Origin of the sequence: Ciceribacter azotifigens (assembly GCF_048159625.1) — a bacterium.
In the GTDB taxonomy this organism is placed as follows: Bacteria; Pseudomonadota; Alphaproteobacteria; order Rhizobiales; family Rhizobiaceae; genus Allorhizobium; species Allorhizobium azotifigens.
In genome coordinates, this window is sequence record NZ_JBLQTA010000010.1 from 91,243 (window position 1) to 110,195 (window position 18,953).

Annotated in this window: 18 protein-coding genes; 9 read left to right on the plus strand and 9 right to left on the minus strand. The window is 64.5% G+C overall.

Features of this window, described 5'->3' with window-relative positions; translation table 11 throughout:
- Positions 1-3 precede the first annotated feature (3 nt).
- The 4 genes from ACM6UT_RS15215 (at position 4) to ACM6UT_RS15230 (ending at position 4,223) form a co-directional block, all read left to right on the plus strand.
- Positions 4-444, plus strand: a complete 441-nt coding sequence (locus tag ACM6UT_RS15215; RefSeq protein ID WP_416798187.1) for a PepSY domain-containing protein — start codon at positions 4-6, stop codon at positions 442-444.
- Positions 445-567: 123 nt separating this feature from the next.
- Positions 568-1,038 carry a DUF2271 domain-containing protein gene (locus ACM6UT_RS15220; RefSeq protein WP_416798188.1) on the plus strand — a complete coding sequence of 157 codons (471 nt, stop codon included), beginning with the start codon at positions 568-570 and terminating at the stop codon, positions 1,036-1,038.
- A 19-nt stretch (positions 1,039-1,057) separates the two neighbouring features.
- Complete coding sequence (locus ACM6UT_RS15225; RefSeq protein ID WP_416798189.1) at positions 1,058-3,274, plus strand: PepSY domain-containing protein; 2,217 nt, start codon at positions 1,058-1,060, stop codon at positions 3,272-3,274.
- Complete coding sequence (locus tag ACM6UT_RS15230; protein WP_416798190.1) at positions 3,255-4,223, plus strand: FAD:protein FMN transferase; 969 nt, start codon at positions 3,255-3,257, stop codon at positions 4,221-4,223. Before ACM6UT_RS15225 ends, ACM6UT_RS15230 begins: the two co-directional genes overlap by 20 nt.
- Before the next feature lie 18 nt (positions 4,224-4,241).
- Here ACM6UT_RS15230 and ACM6UT_RS15235 read toward each other — a convergent pair whose 3' ends face one another.
- The 3 genes from ACM6UT_RS15235 to ACM6UT_RS15245 form a co-directional block, all read right to left on the minus strand.
- On the minus strand, positions 4,242-4,709 hold the full coding sequence (locus ACM6UT_RS15235) for a YbhB/YbcL family Raf kinase inhibitor-like protein (protein ID WP_416798191.1): 468 nt from the start codon (positions 4,707-4,709) through the stop codon (positions 4,242-4,244).
- A 105-nt stretch (positions 4,710-4,814) separates the two neighbouring features.
- Entirely contained in the window at positions 4,815-5,924 is a 1,110-nt protein-coding gene (locus tag ACM6UT_RS15240; RefSeq protein ID WP_416798192.1) for a lysylphosphatidylglycerol synthase transmembrane domain-containing protein, read from the minus strand.
- A gap of 213 nt (positions 5,925-6,137) precedes the next feature.
- Positions 6,138-6,422, minus strand: a complete 285-nt coding sequence (locus tag ACM6UT_RS15245) for a hypothetical protein (protein ID WP_416798193.1) — start codon at positions 6,420-6,422, stop codon at positions 6,138-6,140.
- Between the two features lie 170 nt (positions 6,423-6,592).
- Here ACM6UT_RS15245 and ACM6UT_RS15250 point away from each other — a divergent pair, with 170 nt between their 5' ends.
- Positions 6,593-7,090 carry a DUF4142 domain-containing protein gene (locus ACM6UT_RS15250; protein ID WP_416798194.1) on the plus strand — a complete coding sequence of 166 codons (498 nt, stop codon included), beginning with the start codon at positions 6,593-6,595 and terminating at the stop codon, positions 7,088-7,090.
- 164 nt (positions 7,091-7,254) lie between these two features.
- On the opposite strand, the gene ACM6UT_RS15255 is transcribed toward ACM6UT_RS15250, so the two are convergent.
- Genes ACM6UT_RS15255 through ACM6UT_RS15275 form a run of 5 tightly spaced genes read right to left on the minus strand, consistent with a single transcriptional unit; the run spans position 7,255 to position 12,625 of the window.
- Positions 7,255-8,214: a glycoside hydrolase family 26 protein gene (locus tag ACM6UT_RS15255; protein ID WP_416798195.1), complete on the minus strand. Its 960-nt coding sequence runs from the start codon at positions 8,212-8,214 to the stop codon at positions 7,255-7,257.
- Between the two features lie 18 nt (positions 8,215-8,232).
- A complete protein-coding gene (locus ACM6UT_RS15260; protein WP_416798196.1) occupies positions 8,233-8,739 on the minus strand; it encodes a DUF995 domain-containing protein in 507 nt (168 codons plus the stop codon).
- 46 nt (positions 8,740-8,785) lie between these two features.
- Positions 8,786-10,651: a glycosyltransferase family 2 protein gene (locus ACM6UT_RS15265; RefSeq protein WP_416798197.1), complete on the minus strand. Its 1,866-nt coding sequence runs from the start codon at positions 10,649-10,651 to the stop codon at positions 8,786-8,788.
- Positions 10,648-11,631, minus strand: coding sequence for a UDP-glucose 4-epimerase GalE (gene galE / locus ACM6UT_RS15270; protein WP_416798198.1), 984 nt, complete (start codon positions 11,629-11,631; stop codon positions 10,648-10,650). Before galE ends, ACM6UT_RS15265 begins: the two co-directional genes overlap by 4 nt.
- A 1-nt stretch (position 11,632) precedes the next feature.
- Positions 11,633-12,625, minus strand: a complete 993-nt coding sequence (locus ACM6UT_RS15275; protein WP_416798262.1) for a UDP-glucuronic acid decarboxylase family protein — start codon at positions 12,623-12,625, stop codon at positions 11,633-11,635.
- A 410-nt stretch (positions 12,626-13,035) separates the two neighbouring features.
- Between ACM6UT_RS15275 and ACM6UT_RS15280 the strand changes: the two genes are divergently transcribed.
- Positions 13,036-13,374, plus strand: a complete 339-nt coding sequence (locus tag ACM6UT_RS15280) for a hypothetical protein (protein WP_416798199.1) — start codon at positions 13,036-13,038, stop codon at positions 13,372-13,374.
- Positions 13,375-13,390: 16 nt separating this feature from the next.
- Here the strand turns inward: ACM6UT_RS15280 and ACM6UT_RS15285 are convergent, their stop codons facing one another.
- Positions 13,391-14,086, minus strand: a complete 696-nt coding sequence (locus tag ACM6UT_RS15285; RefSeq protein WP_416798200.1) for a helix-turn-helix transcriptional regulator — start codon at positions 14,084-14,086, stop codon at positions 13,391-13,393.
- Positions 14,087-14,966: 880 nt separating this feature from the next.
- Between ACM6UT_RS15285 and ACM6UT_RS15290 the strand changes: the two genes are divergently transcribed.
- The 3 genes from ACM6UT_RS15290 to treZ all read left to right on the plus strand — a co-directional run bounded on the left by ACM6UT_RS15290 (position 14,967) and on the right by treZ (position 18,944).
- The gene (locus ACM6UT_RS15290) at positions 14,967-15,119 is read left to right on the plus strand and encodes a hypothetical protein (protein WP_416798201.1); all 153 of its coding nucleotides are present in this window, start codon (positions 14,967-14,969) and stop codon (positions 15,117-15,119) included.
- Positions 15,120-15,506: 387 nt separating this feature from the next.
- Positions 15,507-17,015 carry a glycogen synthase GlgA gene (gene glgA / locus ACM6UT_RS15295; protein ID WP_416798202.1) on the plus strand — a complete coding sequence of 503 codons (1,509 nt, stop codon included), beginning with the start codon at positions 15,507-15,509 and terminating at the stop codon, positions 17,013-17,015.
- 60 nt (positions 17,016-17,075) lie between these two features.
- Positions 17,076-18,944 (plus strand): malto-oligosyltrehalose trehalohydrolase, encoded by a 1,869-nt coding sequence (gene treZ, locus ACM6UT_RS15300; RefSeq protein WP_416798203.1) that lies wholly within the window; start codon positions 17,076-17,078, stop codon positions 18,942-18,944.
- Positions 18,945-18,953 lie beyond the last annotated feature (9 nt).

Here is an 18,953-nt window from a genome sequence, read left to right on the forward strand (position 1 = left end):
AGAATGAAATATCACGCCCTTGCAGCCGCCCTGTTTTGTGTCGGTCTCGGCGGCGTCGCGCTTGCGGACGACGACTGCGACGTGCCCATGGCCGACTGGCAGCCGCGGAACGTCATCCAGAAGATGGCGGAAGAGCGCGGCTGGACCGTCCGCAAGATCCGCACGGACGACGGTTGCTACCAGATCTTCGCAACCGACGCCTCCGGCCGGCAGATCGAGGTGAAGGTCAATCCTTCGACCATGGAGATCGTGGAAATGGAAGACGAGAGCTTCCGTGACCACAAGCGCGAAAGCCATCACGGCGATCACGAAGACGAGGACGACGATCACGACGGCCGCCGCAGCACCGCAGCCAGCGAGGCCGTCCCGACCCCGATCACGGCAACGCCCCCGGCAAACGGCCTCTTCAAAAACGGGGCCAGGCCGAAGGTGACCATCCAGTAACAGGCCGCACCCCATTCGATTTCCCCAGCCGGCGGGCCACTTCGGTGGTTCGCGGAACGGCATCCCCTGCCTGCGGCGGTCACACGCCATCACCCCTTCACGATCCATCACTGGAGACAAGACATGAACAAGATTGCATCCGCGCTTGCCCTCGCCGCCGTCGTGGCGGCTCCCGCCGTGGCGGAGGCCCGCCAGGTCACCTTCAAGACGCAGCTCGCCGATTACGGCGGCGACGGCGCCTATGTCGTCATCTACGTGACCGACGCCTCCGGGCAGTATGCCGGCACGTTGTGGATGGCCGGCGGCAAGTCGAAATACTACCGCCACCTCACCGACTGGCGCCGTCTGAGCGGCGGCAACAGCTCCGAGATCGACGGCATCACCGGCGCGAGCGTCGGCAGCGGCCAGACCCTCGGAATTACGCTCGACCTCGCCGACACGCTGATCGACGCCGGCTACGAGATCCACATCGACACCGCCGTCGAGGACATGCGCGAAAACCCCTCCGACGTGACCGTGCCGTTGACCTCTGCCGGGGCCGGCAAACCCGTGCAGGGTCGCGGCTATGTGGAAGCCTTCACCTACGACATGTAACAGACCGGAAAGTCTCGCAATGCTCCGCCACCTCCATTCCATCCCCGGCCTGATCGTCGCCCTCGTCGTCACCGTCATCGCCGCGACGGGCGCAGTGCTGGCCGTCCTTCCCGCATGGGAGCAAGTCCAGACGACCGGATCCTCGGCCGCGATCAGCGTCGCCGATCTGGCCGGGGCGGTGGCGGAGAAATATCCGGGCGTCGAACGCATCGAGCGCAAGCCGTCCGGCACGGTCGTCGTCTACTATTTCGATGGCGACGTCCCGGGCGCCGATATCGTCGACTCCGCGACGGGCGACAAGGTCGGGCCTTACGCGCCGTCTGATTTCGCCCGGACCCTGACCCAGCTGCACCGTAGCTTCTTCGCCGGCGATGCCGGCCGCGTCGCCGCTGGCGTCGGTGCCGCGATGATGCTCCTCTTGAGCCTCACCGGCATCATGCTGCTTGCGAACCGGCTCGGCGGATGGCGCAAGCTCTTCTCGCCGATCCACGGCGACGGCATCAAGCGCTGGCACGCCGAACTCGGGCGCCTCGCGCTGCCCGGCCTTACCGTTTCCGCGCTCACCGGTCTCTACATGTCGCTCGCGGCCTTCGGCATGATCTCCGACGGTTCGGACGCGGAACCCGACTTCCCCGATGCCGTCGCCGGCACGGAAGCGATGGCGATCGGCGACATCGCCCCGTTCAAGGAAACGAACCTTGCCGACCTACGGGAACTGCGCTTTCCCTATCAGGGCGACCTGAACGACGCCTTCACGCTGACGACGGCCGACGGCATGGGCTATGTCGACCAGGCGACCGGCGAACTCATGAACTACATGCCGAACGGTATGGTGAAGTCGGTCTACGAGACCATCTTCATGTTGCACACCGGCCAGGGCCTCTGGTGGTTCGCCCTGCTCCTCGGTCCCTCGGCGCTTGCCGTTCCCTTCTTCGCCGCGACAGGTATTATGATCTGGTGGCGGCGGCGTGCCGCGACCCCGAAGATCGCCGAAAATCACGGCGCCCAGTCGGCCGACACCGTCATCCTGGTCGGCAGCGAGGGCAACACCACCTGGGGTTTCGCCAAGACCCTGCACGAAGCGCTCGCCGCCGCCGGTCACAAGGTCCATACCGGCGCCATGAGCGACCTCGCCAGGTCCTACAAGCAGGCCGAGCGGATGTTCGTGCTGGCCGCCACCTATGGTGACGGCGCCGCCCCCGCCTCGGCACGCCAGTTCCTCGACAAGCTCGAGGCGATGCCGGCGGCTCCCCGGTTTCCCGTCGCCATCCTCGGCTTCGGCGACCGCCAGTTCCCCCGCTTCTGCGGCTTCGCCCGCCAGGTTGAGGACGCGCTCGTCGCGAAAGGCTGGCGCCAGCTCGCTCCGATCGCCACGATCGATCGCCAGTCGGCGCAGGAATTCGCCCGCTGGGGCGGAGAGATCGGCGCCCGCATCGGCACCCCGCTCTCGCTCGTCCATGTCGCCACCCGCCCGAAGACCGCGCACATGGTCCTCGTCCAGCGCGTCGACTACGGCACCGAAGTGCAGGCTCCGACCTCGGTGCTGCGCTTCGCCGCGGCCGAAGGCGAGAGAAAAGGGCTGTTTGCCCGCTTCTTCCGCCCGTCCCTGCCGCGTTTTCTTGCCGGCGACCTGGTCGGCATCCTGCCGCCTGGAAGCGACCTGCCGCGCTTCTATTCGCTCGCCAGTTCCTCGCGCGACGGCGTGCTGGAAATCTGCGTGCGCAAGCAGCCCGGCGGCCTCTGCTCCGGCTTCCTTCACGGCCTGCGGCACGGCGATGCCATCGAGGCCTTTATCAAGCCGAACCCCGCCTTCCGTCCGCGCCGCGGCAAGGAGCCGTTGATCCTGATCGGCGCCGGCACCGGTATCGGCCCGCTGACCGGCTTCATCCGCAACAATAGCGGCCGGCGTCCGATCCACCTCTATTTCGGCGGGCGCAGCCCGAATTCCGACTTCCTCTACCGGGAGGACCTCAGGATGTGGCTCACCGACCGCCGTCTCTCTGGCATCCGGACCGCATTCTCGCGCAGCGAGGAGCCCGCCTATGTCCAGCACAAGCTCGCGGCGGACGCCGACATGCTGCGCCACATGATCTCGCGCGGCGCGCAGGTCATGGTCTGCGGCGGCCGCGACATGGCCCAGGGCGTCGTCGCGGCACTGGAAAAGGTCCTCCACCCCCTCGGTCTCGATGTCGGGACCCTCAAGGAGCAAGGTCTTTATGTCGAAGACGTCTACTGACACGATCGTGGCGGCCATCCCCCGCCGCCACGTGCTGAACGGCACGACCATGGGAACGCGTTATTCGGCGATCTTCTACGGCCCGGACCGCGTCGATCCCGCCCTGCCCGCGGCCCTGTTTGCCGCCGTCGACGCCGTCGACCGGCAGATGTCTAACTGGAAATCGCAGTCCGACCTCTCCCGTCTCAACCGTGCGCCGGTCGGCGAATGGATCGAGGTGCCGCCCGAGATGTTCGAGGTCCTGAAGTCCGCGCTACACATCGGCAAGCTCTCCGGCGGCGCGTTCGACATCGGCGTCGGCGATGCCGTCAACGCCTGGGGCTTCGGTCCCGGTGGACGGCAGGCGGCCGATGCGGGCTCCGCACCAGCCTCCGGCCAGCGGCCGGACACCGGCGGGATGCTGGAGCTCGATGCCGCCGCCTCGCGTGTGCGCAAGCTCACGCCGCTCACGCTCGACCTCTGCGGTATCGCTAAGGGTTTCGGCGTCGACGAGATGGCGCGCTGCCTCGACCGCTTCGGCATCACTTCCTACCTTGTCGGCATCGACGGCGAGATGCGGGCACGTGGCGAAAAGCCCGGCCGCGAACCGTGGTCGGTCGCCGTCGAACGGCCCGATCGGCAGAACCGCGACATCCTCGGCGTCATGACGCTTGAAGACGGCGCGATCGCCACCTCCGGCGATTACCGCCACTTCGCGGAAGTGAACGGCGAGATGGTTTCGCACACCATCGATCCGTCGAAGGGCCGGCCGGTGACGAACCCGGTCGCCTCCGTCACCGTGCTTGCCCGCACCTGCATGGAGGCCGATGCACTCGCGACCGCGCTGATGGTGCTCGGAGAGAAGAAGGGCGTGGCATTCGCCCTTTCCCGACACCTCGACGTGCTCTTCGTGCTGCGGAAGGACGGAAAGCTCTCCGAGATCGGCCTCGGCCGTTTCGGCGGCGCCTGAGGAACGAGACGGCGGGCCTCAGCCGGCCGTCTCGTAGGTGCCCATCACGCTCGCCTCGGCGAGTGCGTGCTTCTTCGCTTCCCGCCAGAGCTCGCCCACCTTCACCGTACTCAACGGCGACAGCGTCGGGATGTCGAGCGCGGCCAGCCGGAAGAAATAGCGGTGGACGCCGTGACCCGCCGGCGGCTGCGGCCCGTCGTAGCGGGCATGGCCGAAGTCGTTGGCGACGAAACGGGGCCGCCCGCCGGGGGCGGTGTCGGCGCTCTCCTGCAAGGAGACCCAATCGGCGGGAATGTTGAACATGCCGAGGTGGTGGAAGGTGCCGTTCGGCGCATCGGGGTCTTCGATGATCAGCACGAAACTGCGGGTTCCTTCGGGCACCCCGCTCCATTTCAGGGGCGGCATGATGTTCTCGCCGCGTCGGGCATATTTCTCGGGGATTCGCTCGCCGTCGGCAAAGGCGGGGCTGATCAAGGTGAGAGGCATGAGGACACTCCTTTCCATCACTTGCGAGGTTCGCCGGTCGCCCGGCACCCGCGGAGCCACCGGTTCTCACCGGGCCGAACAATGCTCCGCCCGGCCATGTTCCTTCTACTTCGCGGGGCCTGCCGGGCCGGTGCCTTCGGCCGCCGTCAGGTCCTTCCCGTTCAGTTCACGCCTGATCAACCACAGCCCCGGCACCATCGGCAGCCAGAGCGTCAAACCCCGCAGGATCAGCGTGGCGGCGAGGCTGCCTTCGATGCTGTTTCCCATGATGTGCAGCAGCGCCGTGCACGTTCCTTCGAAGGTTCCGAGGCCAAGCGGGATGAGCGAGATTGTAGCCACGGCTGACGCCAGCACAAAGCTCGAAAAGGCACTGACGAGATCGATGTCGAGGCCGATCGAGCGAGCGGCAATCCATAGCGTCGCCGCATCCAGAACGAAGATGCCGACTTGCAGCAGGAACGCTTCGAAGATCAGTCTCCAGTCGCGGAGCACATCCGCGCGAGCGCTGCCGAGAATTTTTGCGAGCTTCTTCGCCGGCGCCCATCCGCGTGCGGCCTCCGGAATGATCCTCCCTTGCCGGCGGACGAGCAGGAGCGTCACGCCGGCCAGAGCAAGGAGAACCATGAAGAATGCGGTCGCGAGCGGTATCCAGGCGGCACCGAGATCACCGCTGTGCCACAAGATGACAAACGCCGAAAGAGCGACCGCCAGGTAGCTTGCGTAATACGTAAACCCGCTGACGAGAATCGCTGTCGTGACCAGCGAAACGGGAACATCGCGCTTGACGAGCCCGCTTGCGACCATCGCTGCTCCGCTCAGGCCACCGGTGGGCAACGCCTGGTTGGCAAAGAGCTGAAGGATCGCCAGCCTGAAAAGACTGCCGAACGGCAAGGGCGTCTTTGCGCGCGAAAGCACCCTGAGCCAGACGGAAGCGGCGCAGGCATAGGTTGCGGCCTGGGAGACGACCGCTGCGAAGAGCCAGAGCGGATCGGCGGATTTCAGCTTGGACAGGAAAACCGTGACATCGCCGTGGTGGAGCACGAAAGTGACCAGGCCGCCCAGGAGAACGAGCCCGGAAAGCCAACCGGCGACGATCCCGATCGCGGGTGGCCTGACCTGTGCCAGCTTGGGCAGGACGTCGCTCTCCGGGCCTTCACGCCCCCTGGCGAAGGCTGGAGGTTCCGGGCGAGTCTGCCCCGACGCCTCACGGTTCAAGTTGATCCAACTTCGGGCAAGGAAGCGCCTCCTGGCGGACTCTTGTTCGTGTCGCACATCTTCACCCTTGCTTCGCAAGATCAAGCCGGATTTGCGAGACGGCCGGACGCTCGACGGCATTCGCGGCAATCGGCCGCATCGGTGCCGGTGCCCGGCCCCGGCGCCTGTCGTCACAGAACCGGACGTGGCGCGCAAAGGCCGACGGAACGCATCTCAGCCACGGCGGCCGATCTCGCGGGTGAGTTCGTGAAAGCTCGGGACCTCGCCGCGCGCCGTGCACTTGCTCGCAAGAAGGAGGAAATGGATCGGAAAGGCGATGGCCTTCCGGCGCGAATCTGTATCTCCGTCGACATGGCTCCCGGCAACGGCGGTTCTTTCAGCCTTCTGCAATGCGTCGTGCAATTCCTCGCGTTCGACGACGCCCTTCTCGACCAGCAGGTCGCAAAGAGCAGACAGGGCCAGGTAGAGGCCTTCGAGCTGCGGATTGGCGGTGTTCATCCTGTTTCCCCTTTCGTCCTGGCGTCGTCCGGCGGGCGGACCGATCGATCATGGAAGGCAAACGACAAATGCGGCTCCGATCCCTCCGGTTCCCTTGGACATTGCGCCGCGACAGCCGGCGGAACAATGACCGGATCGTCTGGTTCGGTCCGTGGAAGGAGTACTATATCATGAAAACACGGACACTGATCCTCGCGGTGCTTCTATGCGGCAGCGCGGCGCTGGCCCAGGACAATCCCGCCCGCCAGACGGCGGAGGGCTTCGCGACCAAGGCCGCGACGGCCAACCTCTTCGAGGTCGAGGCCGGCAAGCTGGCGCTTCAACGCGGAAAGGATCCGAAGGCGCAGGAATTCGCACAGCAAATGGTCACCGATCATCAGGCAGCGGGATCGAAGATGCAGGAGGTCGCGACGGCCGACGGCATATCCCTTCCGCAGGGGCTTGACGACGAACACAAGGAGAAGCTCGATGCGCTGAAGGCGGCGTCTGACGCGGACTTCGATCAGGCGTATCTCTCGACGCAGCTTATCGGTCACCAGCAGACAGTCGCACTGTTCGACGACTATGCGAAGCACGGTCCGGAGGGAGAAGTCCGCGATGCCGCCAAGGCGCTGCTCCCGACCCTGCGGATGCACCTGGCCCATATCGAGGAACTGACGGACGAGTGACGAGCAGTGACCGGAGGTCGGCTCGCGCTCGGGGACGGGGCATTCTCCCGAGACGTGAGGCCGCCTCCAGTCGCCGCAAGAAAGCCGGCGTCGAAGGTGGGAAGAGCCGCCGGCTTCCACTGTGCCCCGGCTGCTTGCCGAGCCGGGGCCAGTTCGTTCGACGCCTAGTTGACGGTCGGCTCGCGCACGACGCGCCAATCCGGGCGTCCGAGATCATACGGCCAGGGATGGACCTCCTTGTCGTTGAAGTAGACGACCGCCTCGAGCCTCGGGAATTCCGCACGTTTGACCGTCGCGTCTTGCATCCACGAGCGTAGATAGTTGTCTCCGCCCTCATAGCCGAGCTCGGCGACCCAGACGGGCTTTCCATAGCCCTGGACGAGGTCGTAACCCTGCTGCAGGCGCTGCGTGAAAGTCTGCGGAGCGCCGTAGGCACGCTCGTCGTATGCCTCAAGCCCGAAGACCGACAGCCCGATATAGTCGGCATAGTCGTCGCCCGGGTAGTACTTCTTGAGGTTGGGCAGGCCCTTCGGCGACCACATGAGCTTCGCCTGGGGTGCCTCCTTGCGGACGATGTCCATCATCCGGTGATAGGCGGTCAGGTAGGACTGCGGATCCCATCCGGCCCAGGAGAAGCGACCGGAGGTGTCCTCCATTTCCTGTCCCCAGCGGACGATCACCGGGCTTTTCATCTGCCCGATGATCGCGGCGATGGTCTGCATGTTGCGGTCGTAGTCGCCGTTGAGGATTTTCGTCCGCAGCTGATTTGACGTCAGCCGCCAGCCGACGTCCCATGACCACGGCTCAATGGTGATCAGCAGCGTGCGGTTGCGCGCCATTGCATAGCCGTCCGCCGCCCTCAGTGATTCCAGGTCGACGTCTTCCCAGGGCAGGAAGAGGCCTTCGACGCCGAGATCCGTCTGTTCGGCGAAGTCGCCGTGGGGATCATAGGCGCCGAAGGTCAGCCCGCCGGGATGGACGGCCGGCCGTTTGTCCATGATGGACTGCACGGCACTGCCCGCCATCCCGCCGGCATTCTGTGCCTGGCTCATCGGAACGGATGCGCCGGCCAGCAGCAGCACCATGGCGGTTGCTGCGAGTGCCTTCTGTTTCAGCGTTTTCATCGTGTTGTCCTTTCTCGTTCATTTCGTCGCGACGAGGGTCTTCTTCAGCCGGGCGGCCTTGGAACCGACCGTGTCTGCATCGACGAGCTTGCGGAACTCGTCGCTCGCGCGAGGGTTTGCGTGACGGAAGACGTACCAGTGGCCGAACGGGTGACGCCGCTGGTAGACGGTGTCACCGACCTTGACATGGCCGAAGCAGGTGGCGGCGCGTCCGGCGCCGTCGGCGGCCGTCCACTTGGCGAAGATGCAGAGCTTGCCGTTGTCGTCGACAGCCCAGCGGCCCTCGCCGAAGGACGGATTGTTCTTCTCGTTCGTCCAGGCGACGAAACCGTGCCTCTCGCCGTTGAAGCGGCCGCCTCCCGTATTCCAGATCCAGGTCTTGTCACCGTAGATCTGCGTGAGTTCGCGCGCGGTCACCGGCTCGACCTTTATCTTCGGTGCCCGCTCGCCCGCCGACACGGCCGAAGGCGAGACGAGGCCGAGCAACAGGCACGCGACCGTTGCGGTTTTGATAAATCCTTTCATTTGCACCCTCCTTTGAACGCGACACACGGAGCGGCATTGCCCGGTGCTACACATCGGATTTCTCGACGCCCGCGGCCGGCACGGGCTCGAAGCCCTTCCAGCGAATGCGCAAGCGCGTTACGGTTGTCTTGCCGCCGAAACCGGCTCCGGCGACGGTGAAACGGGTTTCGGTGAAGCTGACGACGTCCTGCCCGGCGGCAAGCGCCTCGATCGAGCCGACGCCATGCCGGCCGAGCTCGGCGCCGCCGATGAAGACGGCGAAGACCGTGCTTGCGAGCGTCACGGCGAGCCCGCGGGAAACGGGGATGGCTTCAAGTCCGTTCTCGATTGCATGGCGCACCATGACCGTCAGCCCGAGCAGCGCGTAGAGCGCGACGTTGATCCCGACGAAGAGATAGAAGCCTGCGGCCGAATTCTCCTGCGGCGCGAGTGCGATCGCCGCCGCCGAGACCACCGCCAGCAAGGCGTAGGGAGTGAGCACCCGCACCGGCAGCAGGGCGCGCCCCTGCTTTCCCTTCGGCGTGATGCGGAAATCGACGAAGGTCCTGGCGACCGCGTCGCGGACGGCGGCGATGACGCCCGCCAGCGACCACGGCCAGCGCAGGAGGATGAAGGCGATCCCCTCCCAGCCGAAGAGCTTGGCGTCGTGCGGGCGGTAGGTCTCGGTGCGTCTCCAGAAGAAGGCGAGCACGATCAGCACCAGCGACAGCGGCGCGAAATGCAGGAGGAAGTCCGGATAGGTGACGTTGACGAAGACGCGTCCGTCGACAAGCGCGACGAGCGGCAGCAGGAACATGACCGCCATCATACCGGAGAAGAGCGGATACCAGAGCTGCGAGAACAGGAACTGGAACTTGAGCCGCAGCGGCAGGGGCCGGACCAGCGGACGGGAATACTGCAGCAGGATCGTCACGAGGCTTCGCGACCACTGGAATTCCTGGACGGCGAGGTCGGCGAAGGTCGCCGGTCCGTCGCCGTGGGCGATCGCATCGAGCGCATGGACGCCGCGCCAGCCGGCCGCATTCATCATCAGGGTGGTCGAATGGTCTTCGGCGAGTTCCGGGCCGAGGCCACCGATCTCCTTCAGCGCCGCCGTGCGTACCGCATAGTGCGAGCCGATGCAGAGCGGCGCCCAGCCGTTGTTGTAGCCGGCCTGCAGCGAACCGTGCAGGCTCGCTTCGGCATAGAGGCGTCCGCGCGCCGCCCAGCTCCGGGCTGCATTGGCGTCGCAGATGCTCGGCGCGGAGACATAGCCGACCCGCGGGTCGCAGAAGGGTCGGATCACCTCCCGCAGGTAGGTGGGATCGGGCACGTGGTCGGCATCGAACTGGGCGACGAAATCATAATCGTCATAGCCGTACTGGTCGTAGAAATAGGCGAGATTGCCTTCCTTGCAACGCGTGCGGCGCGGCCATTCGCTGCGGTGATAGGCCTCGACGCCCTTGCGGCTCGAAATCCGGATGCCGTTCTCCGCGCACCAGCGCCGGGTCTCCTCGTCGGGATCCTCGTCGGCGAGCCACACGTCGAAGGAGAGGCCCTCCTGCGCCAGCATGGCAAGCAGCGTCTTCTGGACGACCTCCAGCGGTTCGGAGGGCGCCTTGGTGGCGACCATTGCCACCCGCCCCTGCGGCAAAGGTGCCGTTCGGCTCATCCGTCGGGCGCCGAGAAAGATGAAGATGAAATAGGCCGGCAGCAGCGTCACCCAGGCGACGGCCAGCGTGACAACGAACCAGGTGCCCCATCCGATCACATGGGCGGGATCGAGCCACCACGCCCAGAAATAGCCGAGCGCAGCGAGCCAGGCGAGAATGCCCGTCCAGTAGCCCAACCGGCGGCGGCCGGTGAAGATCGGCTCCAGCATCGTTGGCCCTGCCGGCACCGCCGTTCTGGCTCTCGTCAGTTTCCCGTTCATAACCGTGCCTCCAGGCCGAAGGTCGGACAGGCGGTCCGGATGATCGTGTCGATGTCGGAGAGCTGCGGCCGGAAGCCGAGGCGCTCGCTCGCCCGGCCGGTCTTGGCAAAGAGGATCGGCGGGTCGCCCGGACGGCGCGGTCCGTATTCGACCGGCACGTTGCGGCCGGTGATGCGGCCGATCGCCTCGATGATCTCGCCGACGGAAGTGCCCCGGCCGGAGCCGAGGTTGAGACGTAGCGTCTCACCGCCGAAGAGAAGATGATCCACCGCCGCGACATGGGCCTCCGCAAGGTCGCTCACATGAATGAAGTCTCGCACGCAGGTGCCGTCCGCGGTCGGGTAGTCGCGACCGAAGACCTCGAAATGCGGGAGATGCCCGACGGCGGCAAGCAGCGCCCGCGGGATGATGTGGGTCTCCGGCTTGTGGCGCTCGCAAAGCTCGCCGTCCGGGTCGGCGCCGGCGGCATTGAAGTAGCGGAGTGCCACGAAGCGGAGGCCGTGCGCGGCGGCGAAATCCTCGAGCATCATCTCGAAGATGAGCTTGGTGCGGCCGTAGGGATTGATCGGCACCTGAGGGCTTTCCTCGTCGATCGGCAGGCGCTCGGGCACGCCGTAGGTCGCACAGCTGCTCGAAAAGACGATATTGGTCAGCCCCATATCGAGGGCGGTCCCCAGCAAGGTGAGGCCGCCTCCGACATTGTTGGCGTAGTATTTGCGCGGGTTCTCGACGGACTCGCCGACATAGGCGTTGGCGGCGCAATGGACGATGCAGGCCGGGGCGAAGTCCTCGATCGCCCGGCGGAGGGTTCTCACATCGGCGACGTCGCCGAGCACCAGAGGGCCCCACCGGACTGCATCGGCGTGGCCGGTGGAGAGGTTGTCGTAGACCACGGGCTGGTAGGCGGCGCGGAAGAGCGCCTTGCTGATGTGGCTGCCGATGAAGCCGGCTCCGCCGGTGACGAGAACATTCCGCGACATGTCAGACGGTCTCCATCTTTTCCCGAGCGTGCGCTTCGCTGCGCGAGAGCAGTGCGTCGAAATAGCGGATGGTCTTGGCAAGCCCGGCCGTCAGCGGCACACGCGGCGCCCAGCCGAGCTCTTCCGCCGCGCGGCTGATATCGGGGCGCCGCTGCTTCGGATCGTCGATGACGGCCGGCAGGTGCACGATCCGCGACCGCGACCCGGTGAGTTCCCGCACCAGCTCGGCCAGGTGGATGACCGGGATCTCCGCCGGATTGCCGAGGTTGATCGGACCCGTTGAGTGGCCGTCGGCGCGGGCAAACCGCATGAAGGCTTCGACCAGATCGTCGACATAGCAGAGCGAGCGCGTCTGCTGCCCGTCGCCGTAGACGGTCATGTCCTTGTTCTGCAGTGCCTGGACGATGAAGTTCGAGACAACCCGACCGTCGTCGAGGCGCATGCGCGGGCCATAGGTGTTGAAGATGCGGCCGACGCGGATGTCGACGCCGTATTTGCGATGGTAGTCGAAGAACAGTGTCTCGGCGCAACGCTTGCCCTCGTCGTAGCAGCCGCGCGGGCCGATCGGATTGACGTTGCCGAGATAGCTCTCCCGCTGCGGATGCTGGAGCGGATCGCCATAGACCTCGGAAGTCGATGACTGCACGACGGTCGCGCCGGTGCGGCGTGCGAGATCAAGGGCGTTGACCGCGCCGATGACGCTGGTGAGCAGCGTCCCGACGGGGTCGCGCTGGTAGTCCGGCGGGGAAGCAGGAGAGGCAAAATTGAAGATCAGCGAGACGTCGAAATCATAAGGATTGCGCACGTCCTGCTCGACGACGCGGAAACGGCTGCCACCGGTCAGATGCGCGACATTCTCGCGGCGTCCGGTCAGGAAGTTGTCGGCACAGATCACAGTGTCGCCGGCGGCGAGCAACCGTTCGCAGAGGTGGGAGCCCAGAAAGCCGGCCCCGCCATTGACCAGGACCACGCGCGGAACGGCTGTCGAGGCCATATCGAGCGCCGGGGAAATACTCGGAAACAACTTGCGCATTGCACACACTCCCTCCGTCTGCGCTCTCGATGAGAGTGCAGCGTCAAAACAACATCTTTGGAAAGGAAAGGGATTGGGGAAATTGCGCGAGATGAGTTCCTATTGCTCACGCAGAATTCTTTTCCACACCTCTCGTTTCATAGCAATTACGCGCTGGATTTAATAAATCGTCAATCTTTTTTAAGCATAAAGTACGAATTGATTACGAGTATTACTTAATGATTATACCTAGTTGCTAACCCATCTAATCCCCAACCGCCCCTAGCGACGCAGGGGGTTATCCACCCGAATTTTCTAATATAGTGATATTTGGTAACCTTTGGATCGGATAGTTAGTCCGAAAGGAATATCATCAGCATCGGAGGAACGAGGTGACGACGAAATTCTGGACCGGCCTGAAGTGCCGCGGCCGCGGCATGGGGCTCATCGCCACGGTGCTCGCGAGCGTGACTTTGCCAACATCCTGCGCCGTTGTGACGGACGAAGAGGCCCCGCGTGCGCCGCTGGCACAGCGCGGGGTAACCCCCGGCCTAACCCCGGTGGCGAAGGCAAGCTATGGCTATGCTGAATCCATTCCCCTCGGACGGACGGCCGAAGCACCAAGAAAGCCTGCTCCGGCAAAAGTCCGCATGACGAGCTATCTCGGCTCCGCTCCCTACATTTGTTCGGCGAGCGGCTTCGGACAGAAGTCTCGTTGCTTTACGCGATAAGGAACTGATTATCCGGCTAGTTCTGCCGTGCTGCGGCGCCGGAACGGCCGTTGCTGAAGAAATGGGATGCTGCTTCCGTGCGGTTCCGGACCTTCATCTTCTTGTAGATGTTGCGGATATGGACCTTCACCGTGTTCTCGGACAGGCCCAGACGGTCGGCGATGATCTTGTTCTGCCTGCCATCGCAGATGAGATCGAGGATCTGCACCTCGCGGATGGTGAGGGCGGATGTATAGCCTGTCGCCGCTCCTGCCTGGGCCGGACGGGCGGTGGCGACGAGCGGGCTGTCGAACCCGTCATTGACCGGAGACTGGGGTTCGCTGCTCAGCAGATGCAGCAGCGCCGAGGGAAAATGCTCTCCCCCCTTCACCAGCAAATCGACGGCCGCCACGAACACGTCCAGGCGCAGATTAGCCGGAAGAATCCCGGAAATCTCGTGCGTCTCCGCAAGCGTCGCCAGATGGCACTCGAGCCTGCTGATCGATTCCACGACGATCCCGACGGATGTATCCGCATTCCTGATCTTCAGACGTTGCAGGACCGCCCTGATATCGTCGACCGGAAGACGGTAGAGAAGGATCAGTGTCGCACAGTCCTCGACATCCTTCGTGACCGCCTCGTCGCGCTCATGAATAACCACATCATAGGTCGGAAACTTCTTCGAAAGAACTTCTGCCAGGCATTCGGACAGAAGGTCTTTCTTGGCGATCATGAGTATCTTCTGCGTACGAAGCTCACTCTTTGGAATATGCGCGGGGTGAACTGACCGCGTCTCTATCATCTGCATCTGGTGCTCCCGTTTTACACACTACTCGGTACTCGCGGGCCGTAGGGGTGCGCAGGCAGCTCCCCCCGGCTCTCTTATATTAGCAACAGACAATAATATGAATTATCGCTAAAGAAAACGACTATATTGGGTTATTTATTCGATGGAACTAACCCGGCCGGGTGAGGCGAATACTGCATCGGGATCACATGCCGATATCAACCGAGACAGCATAACCCCGGAAACCCCCAAAAGAACGCGGGCGAGTTATACATAAGTTGACAAAACGCAACTCGAAATAACCTGAAAGAGGTTGTCGCGCGCGGGGAGCGGAAAAGCAGAAATCCGGCGCTTGGCCGGCGTCACTCAGTATTATACCCTGAAAATTTGGGGATTTTTTTTCCGAGAGTGGATCAGAAGCAATGTTGCCGGCCGATTTCGGCGCCATGGGAGAGAAGAAATTACTGCCTCACATCGGAACAAAAGCGCGTAAAGCGGGGCATTGTGTTCCAATAGTTCTGGAACAGGTCATCAGCGGATGAACATATACCAGTACTACTCTGAGGTAACATTCGTCCACCTATACCTTTCCTGCACTCTCGACTGCCCCGCGCCCTGGCCGAGGTGTGGGCGCTGTGCGGCGAGCGCCCTTGAAGGGCCGTCGGATTGCGGGCCCCCTGCAGACCCCGTCCGGTTGCATGCATCGGTCCCGATCATCTCAAGGCTAAGGAACAAGCCTTCGGCTGAACGGTTAGAAGATCGCCGGGTCCGTGGCGATACGGGCGCCCCGGAGCCGTGATCGAGGCGACCGCGCAGGAGGCGGATGATGACATCAGGGACCAAACGCACACGCACGGTCATCGGCCTTCTCGTCGCCGCCCTCGCGGTCCTGCTCCTGGCCTGGCTCTTCCTCGGCGAGGAAGGCAACACGACCAGGACAGATCAGGGCAATTATCCTCCGCACGCGATCGAGCAATAGCACCATTCCAAGCCACACCAGCCAGCGACCATGCTCGCTCCTGCGGACACGCTGCGCGCAGACCCGAACGGAAAAGTTTGGCCTGGAGGAAACATCCGTGTGATCCCCGTGTTGTGAGAATGCCGGAGCGGACACGCAGCGCCCGGCACGATCCTCCCGAGGCCCCGTCGCCGCCAGGCGACGGGGCTTTGGCTTCGCGGAGACAAACATCGCCGATGCGCGTCCGAGGCTGGAACTTTTGTCACACGCTTACATTATTCGATGGATCCGGGGCACGACGTTCATCCTCGCGGCGGACGTCCGGGCCACCCCCGACGCGCAGCATCAGATAGTCGACATTCATTGATCTTTGTCCGACGCGAACCGGAGAAGGCACGGGAACTCGAAATGAAGGTTCTGGCGGTAACCTCTGAGGTCTTCCCCTTCGCGAAAACCGGAGGGCTCGCGGACGTAACCGGTGCGCTTCCGAAGGCGCTTTCGAAATTCGGGGTTTCCACCACCACGCTCCTCCCGGGCTACGGCACGGTGCTGGAGCGGCTCGAACGCGTGCTCGTCCCGGTCGCCGAGATGAACCTTCTCAGCGAACCGGTCACGCTGAAGAAGGCGAGGACCGGCGCCGGCGAGATCATCGTCCTCGATGCGCCTTCCCTGTTCCGCCGTGCCGGCGGCCCCTACAGCGACGAAAACGGACAGGACTTCGGCGACAACTGGAAGCGGTTCGCGGTGCTGTCGCTCGCAGGCGCGGAAATCGCCCGCGGCGCGCTCTCCGGCTGGAAGCCGGACGTCGTCCATGTCCACGACTGGCAGGCGGCGCTGACTCCCGTCTACATGCGGCATCGCGGCTGCAGCATCCCGACGGTGCTGACCGTCCACAATCTCGCCTTCCAGGGACAGTTCGACGCGAGTCTCCTGCCGTTCCTCGATCTGCCCGCTTCCCATTACCGGACCGAGGTCATGGAGTATTACGGCGGCATCAGCTACCTGAAGGGCGGCCTCCTCCACGCCGATGCGATCACCACCGTCAGCCCGACCTATGCGCGCGAAATCCTGACCCCGCGCTTCGGCATGGGCATGGACGGTGTCTTGCGCATGCGCCGCGACGATCTCCTCGGCATCGTCAACGGCGTTGACGAGGAGGTGTGGGACCCGGCCACCGATCCATATCTCCCCTACAACTACGGAGCGACCAATCCGCGGCAGAAGGAAAAGAACAAGAAGATCCTGCTGCAACGCCTCGGGCTCGACACCGATTCCGGCCCGCTGTTCGGCGTCGTGAGCCGTCTCACCTGGCAGAAGGGCATGGACCTGCTCGCCGCGGCGGCACGCGATTTCCTTTCGAAAGGGGGAAAGCTCGTGGTCTGCGGCCGCGGCGACCGGGCCATCGAACAGCAACTGGAGTCGGTCGCACACGCCCATCCCGGCCGGATGTCGGTCCATATCGGCTACGAGGAGCATCTGGCGCACCTCATTCATGGCAGTGCGGACGCGATTATCCAGCCGTCGCGCTTCGAGCCGTGCGGACTGACACAGCTCTATGCCCTGCGCTACGGCTCCGTTCCGATCGTCTCCCGCACGGGCGGCCTTTCCGAAACGGTCATCGACGCCAATGTAGCGGCGCTCTCCGCGCGTGTCGCAACAGGCTTCCAGTTCCATCCCGTGACCGTGGATGCGCTTCGTCATGCCCTTAATCGGGCGCTTCACGCCTATGGCGACGGCGACCGCTGGGCACGACTGCGCAGTCAGGCCATGAAGGCCCGCTTCTCCTGGGATCGGAGCGCCAGGGAGTATGCGGCACTCTACGGACGGCTGGCGGGAACGACCATTGGGCAGGCAACGGACGTGCAAACGTCCGAGCCGCCGCCGAGCCGTCGTTCCTCCCGCCGGCTGGCACGTTGAGGTGGAACCTTTTCGTAGCGCGCGCTGTTACTGGCGCAGCAGGATACGAAGGGGCGAAAGATGGAGGGGCGGCACCACACGTCGCGACAGGTGAAGGCAAATGTCTTTCCCGGCGAGAGGCGCTTTTTCCGAAAGAGTTGGGGCGCTGAGATCATCTCGCCGGGCGAGGTCTGCTTTCGCATCTGGGCGCCGGCATGTTCCGGCATGCGCCTGCGGATCGAAGGACACGATGACCGCGAGATGACGCCTCACGCCGGCAGCTGGTTCGAGCATGTCGCGCAGGACGTGCCCCCCGGCACCCGCTATTCCTTTGTGCTGCCGGACGGAATGGCGGTGCCGGATCCGGCCTCCAGGGCCCAGGTCTCAGGAACCGAGAGCCCGTCACTTGTCGTCGATCCCGCCGCCTACACCTGGAGGAATCCCGGCTGGCGCGGCCGGCCATGGCACGAAGCGGTGTTCTATGAACTTCATGTCGGAACGTTCACCCCCGAAGGAACCTTCCGGGCCGCTGCCGAACGACTGCCCGAACTTGCCGACCTCGGCATCACGGCTGTGGAACTGATGCCGGTCGCCGCCTTCCATGGCGAGCGCGGCTGGGGCTATGACGGCGTGCTGCAATACGCGCCCCACGCCGCCTATGGTGGTCCGGACGACATGAGGCACTTCATCGACACGGCCCACGGTCTCGGGATCATGGTGGTGCTCGACGTGGTCTATAATCACTTCGGCATCTACGGGAATTATCTCACGCTTTACGCGCCCGACTTCTTCGATCCGGAGCGGGAGACCCCCTGGGGGCCGGCGCCAGACTTCGGCACGCAGCCAGCCCGCGAACTCGTCGTCGAGAACGCGCTCTACTGGCTCGAGGAATACTTCGTCGACGGCCTGCGCCTCGACGCCGTCGACCACTTCGTCGACAAGCCCGGCAAGCCGCCTCTGCTGACGGAGCTCGGAACCCGTGTCGCTTCGAGCTTTCCCGGCCGCCGGGTTCATCTGATCATAGAGGACGCCCGCAATGTCACCGGCCCGATGGAAGTGCAGCCGGACGGGACGAGGCTCTTCGTCGCCAAGTGGAACGACGACTTCCATCACGTGGCTCATGTCATCGCCACCGGCGAGACGGCAGGCTACTATCTCGACTTCTCGGACGAACCTTTCCGGCTCGTCCGGCGCTCGCTCGCCGAAGGATTCGTCTACCAGGGAGAGCCACGCCCCACGCTCGACGGCAAGCCGGTCGGCGAGCCCAGCAGCCATCTGCCGCCGGACACCTTCGTCAACTTCCTGCAGAACCACGACCAGATCGGCAACCGCGCCTTCGGGGAGCGGCTGCGATCCCTCACCGATCCGCGGCTCGCCGACGCGCTCATGGCGATCCTCCTGCTCTCGCCGCAGGTCCCGCTCATCTTCATGGGCGAGGAATTTGCCTGCGAACAGCCTTTCGTCTTCTTCTGCGATCACCCGCAAGAGGTCCGCGAGGCCGATTACCAGGGCAGGCTCCGGGAAGCGCGCAATTTCGGCTCGGACCATTCGACCGACATCGAAAGACTGCCGGACCCGAACGACCGCAAGACGTTCGAGGCCTCGAAGCTGGACTGGGCGGCCGCGGAGACGGAGCGAGGCCTGGCCTACCGGGCGTTCGTCGGCGATCTCATCGAGGCGCGGCGGCGGTTCGTCTGGCCGCTCACGGCCGGCGCGACGGCCATGGGCGGCAGGATCGTCGAGCAGAGGGAGGGTCTTGTCGCCGTCGACTGGGAATTCGCGGAAGGAAAACTGGAACTGCGGGCCAACCTTACCGGTTCATTGTCAGAAGTGCCGGCCGTGGAGGGCCGGATCGTCCACCGCTGGCCGAAGGATGCGACGACGGCACGAACCGGCGTGCTGGAGCTCGCACCCTACGCCGTCTGCCTCGCCGCCGGCCGGCACGGGTGATGCTAGGAA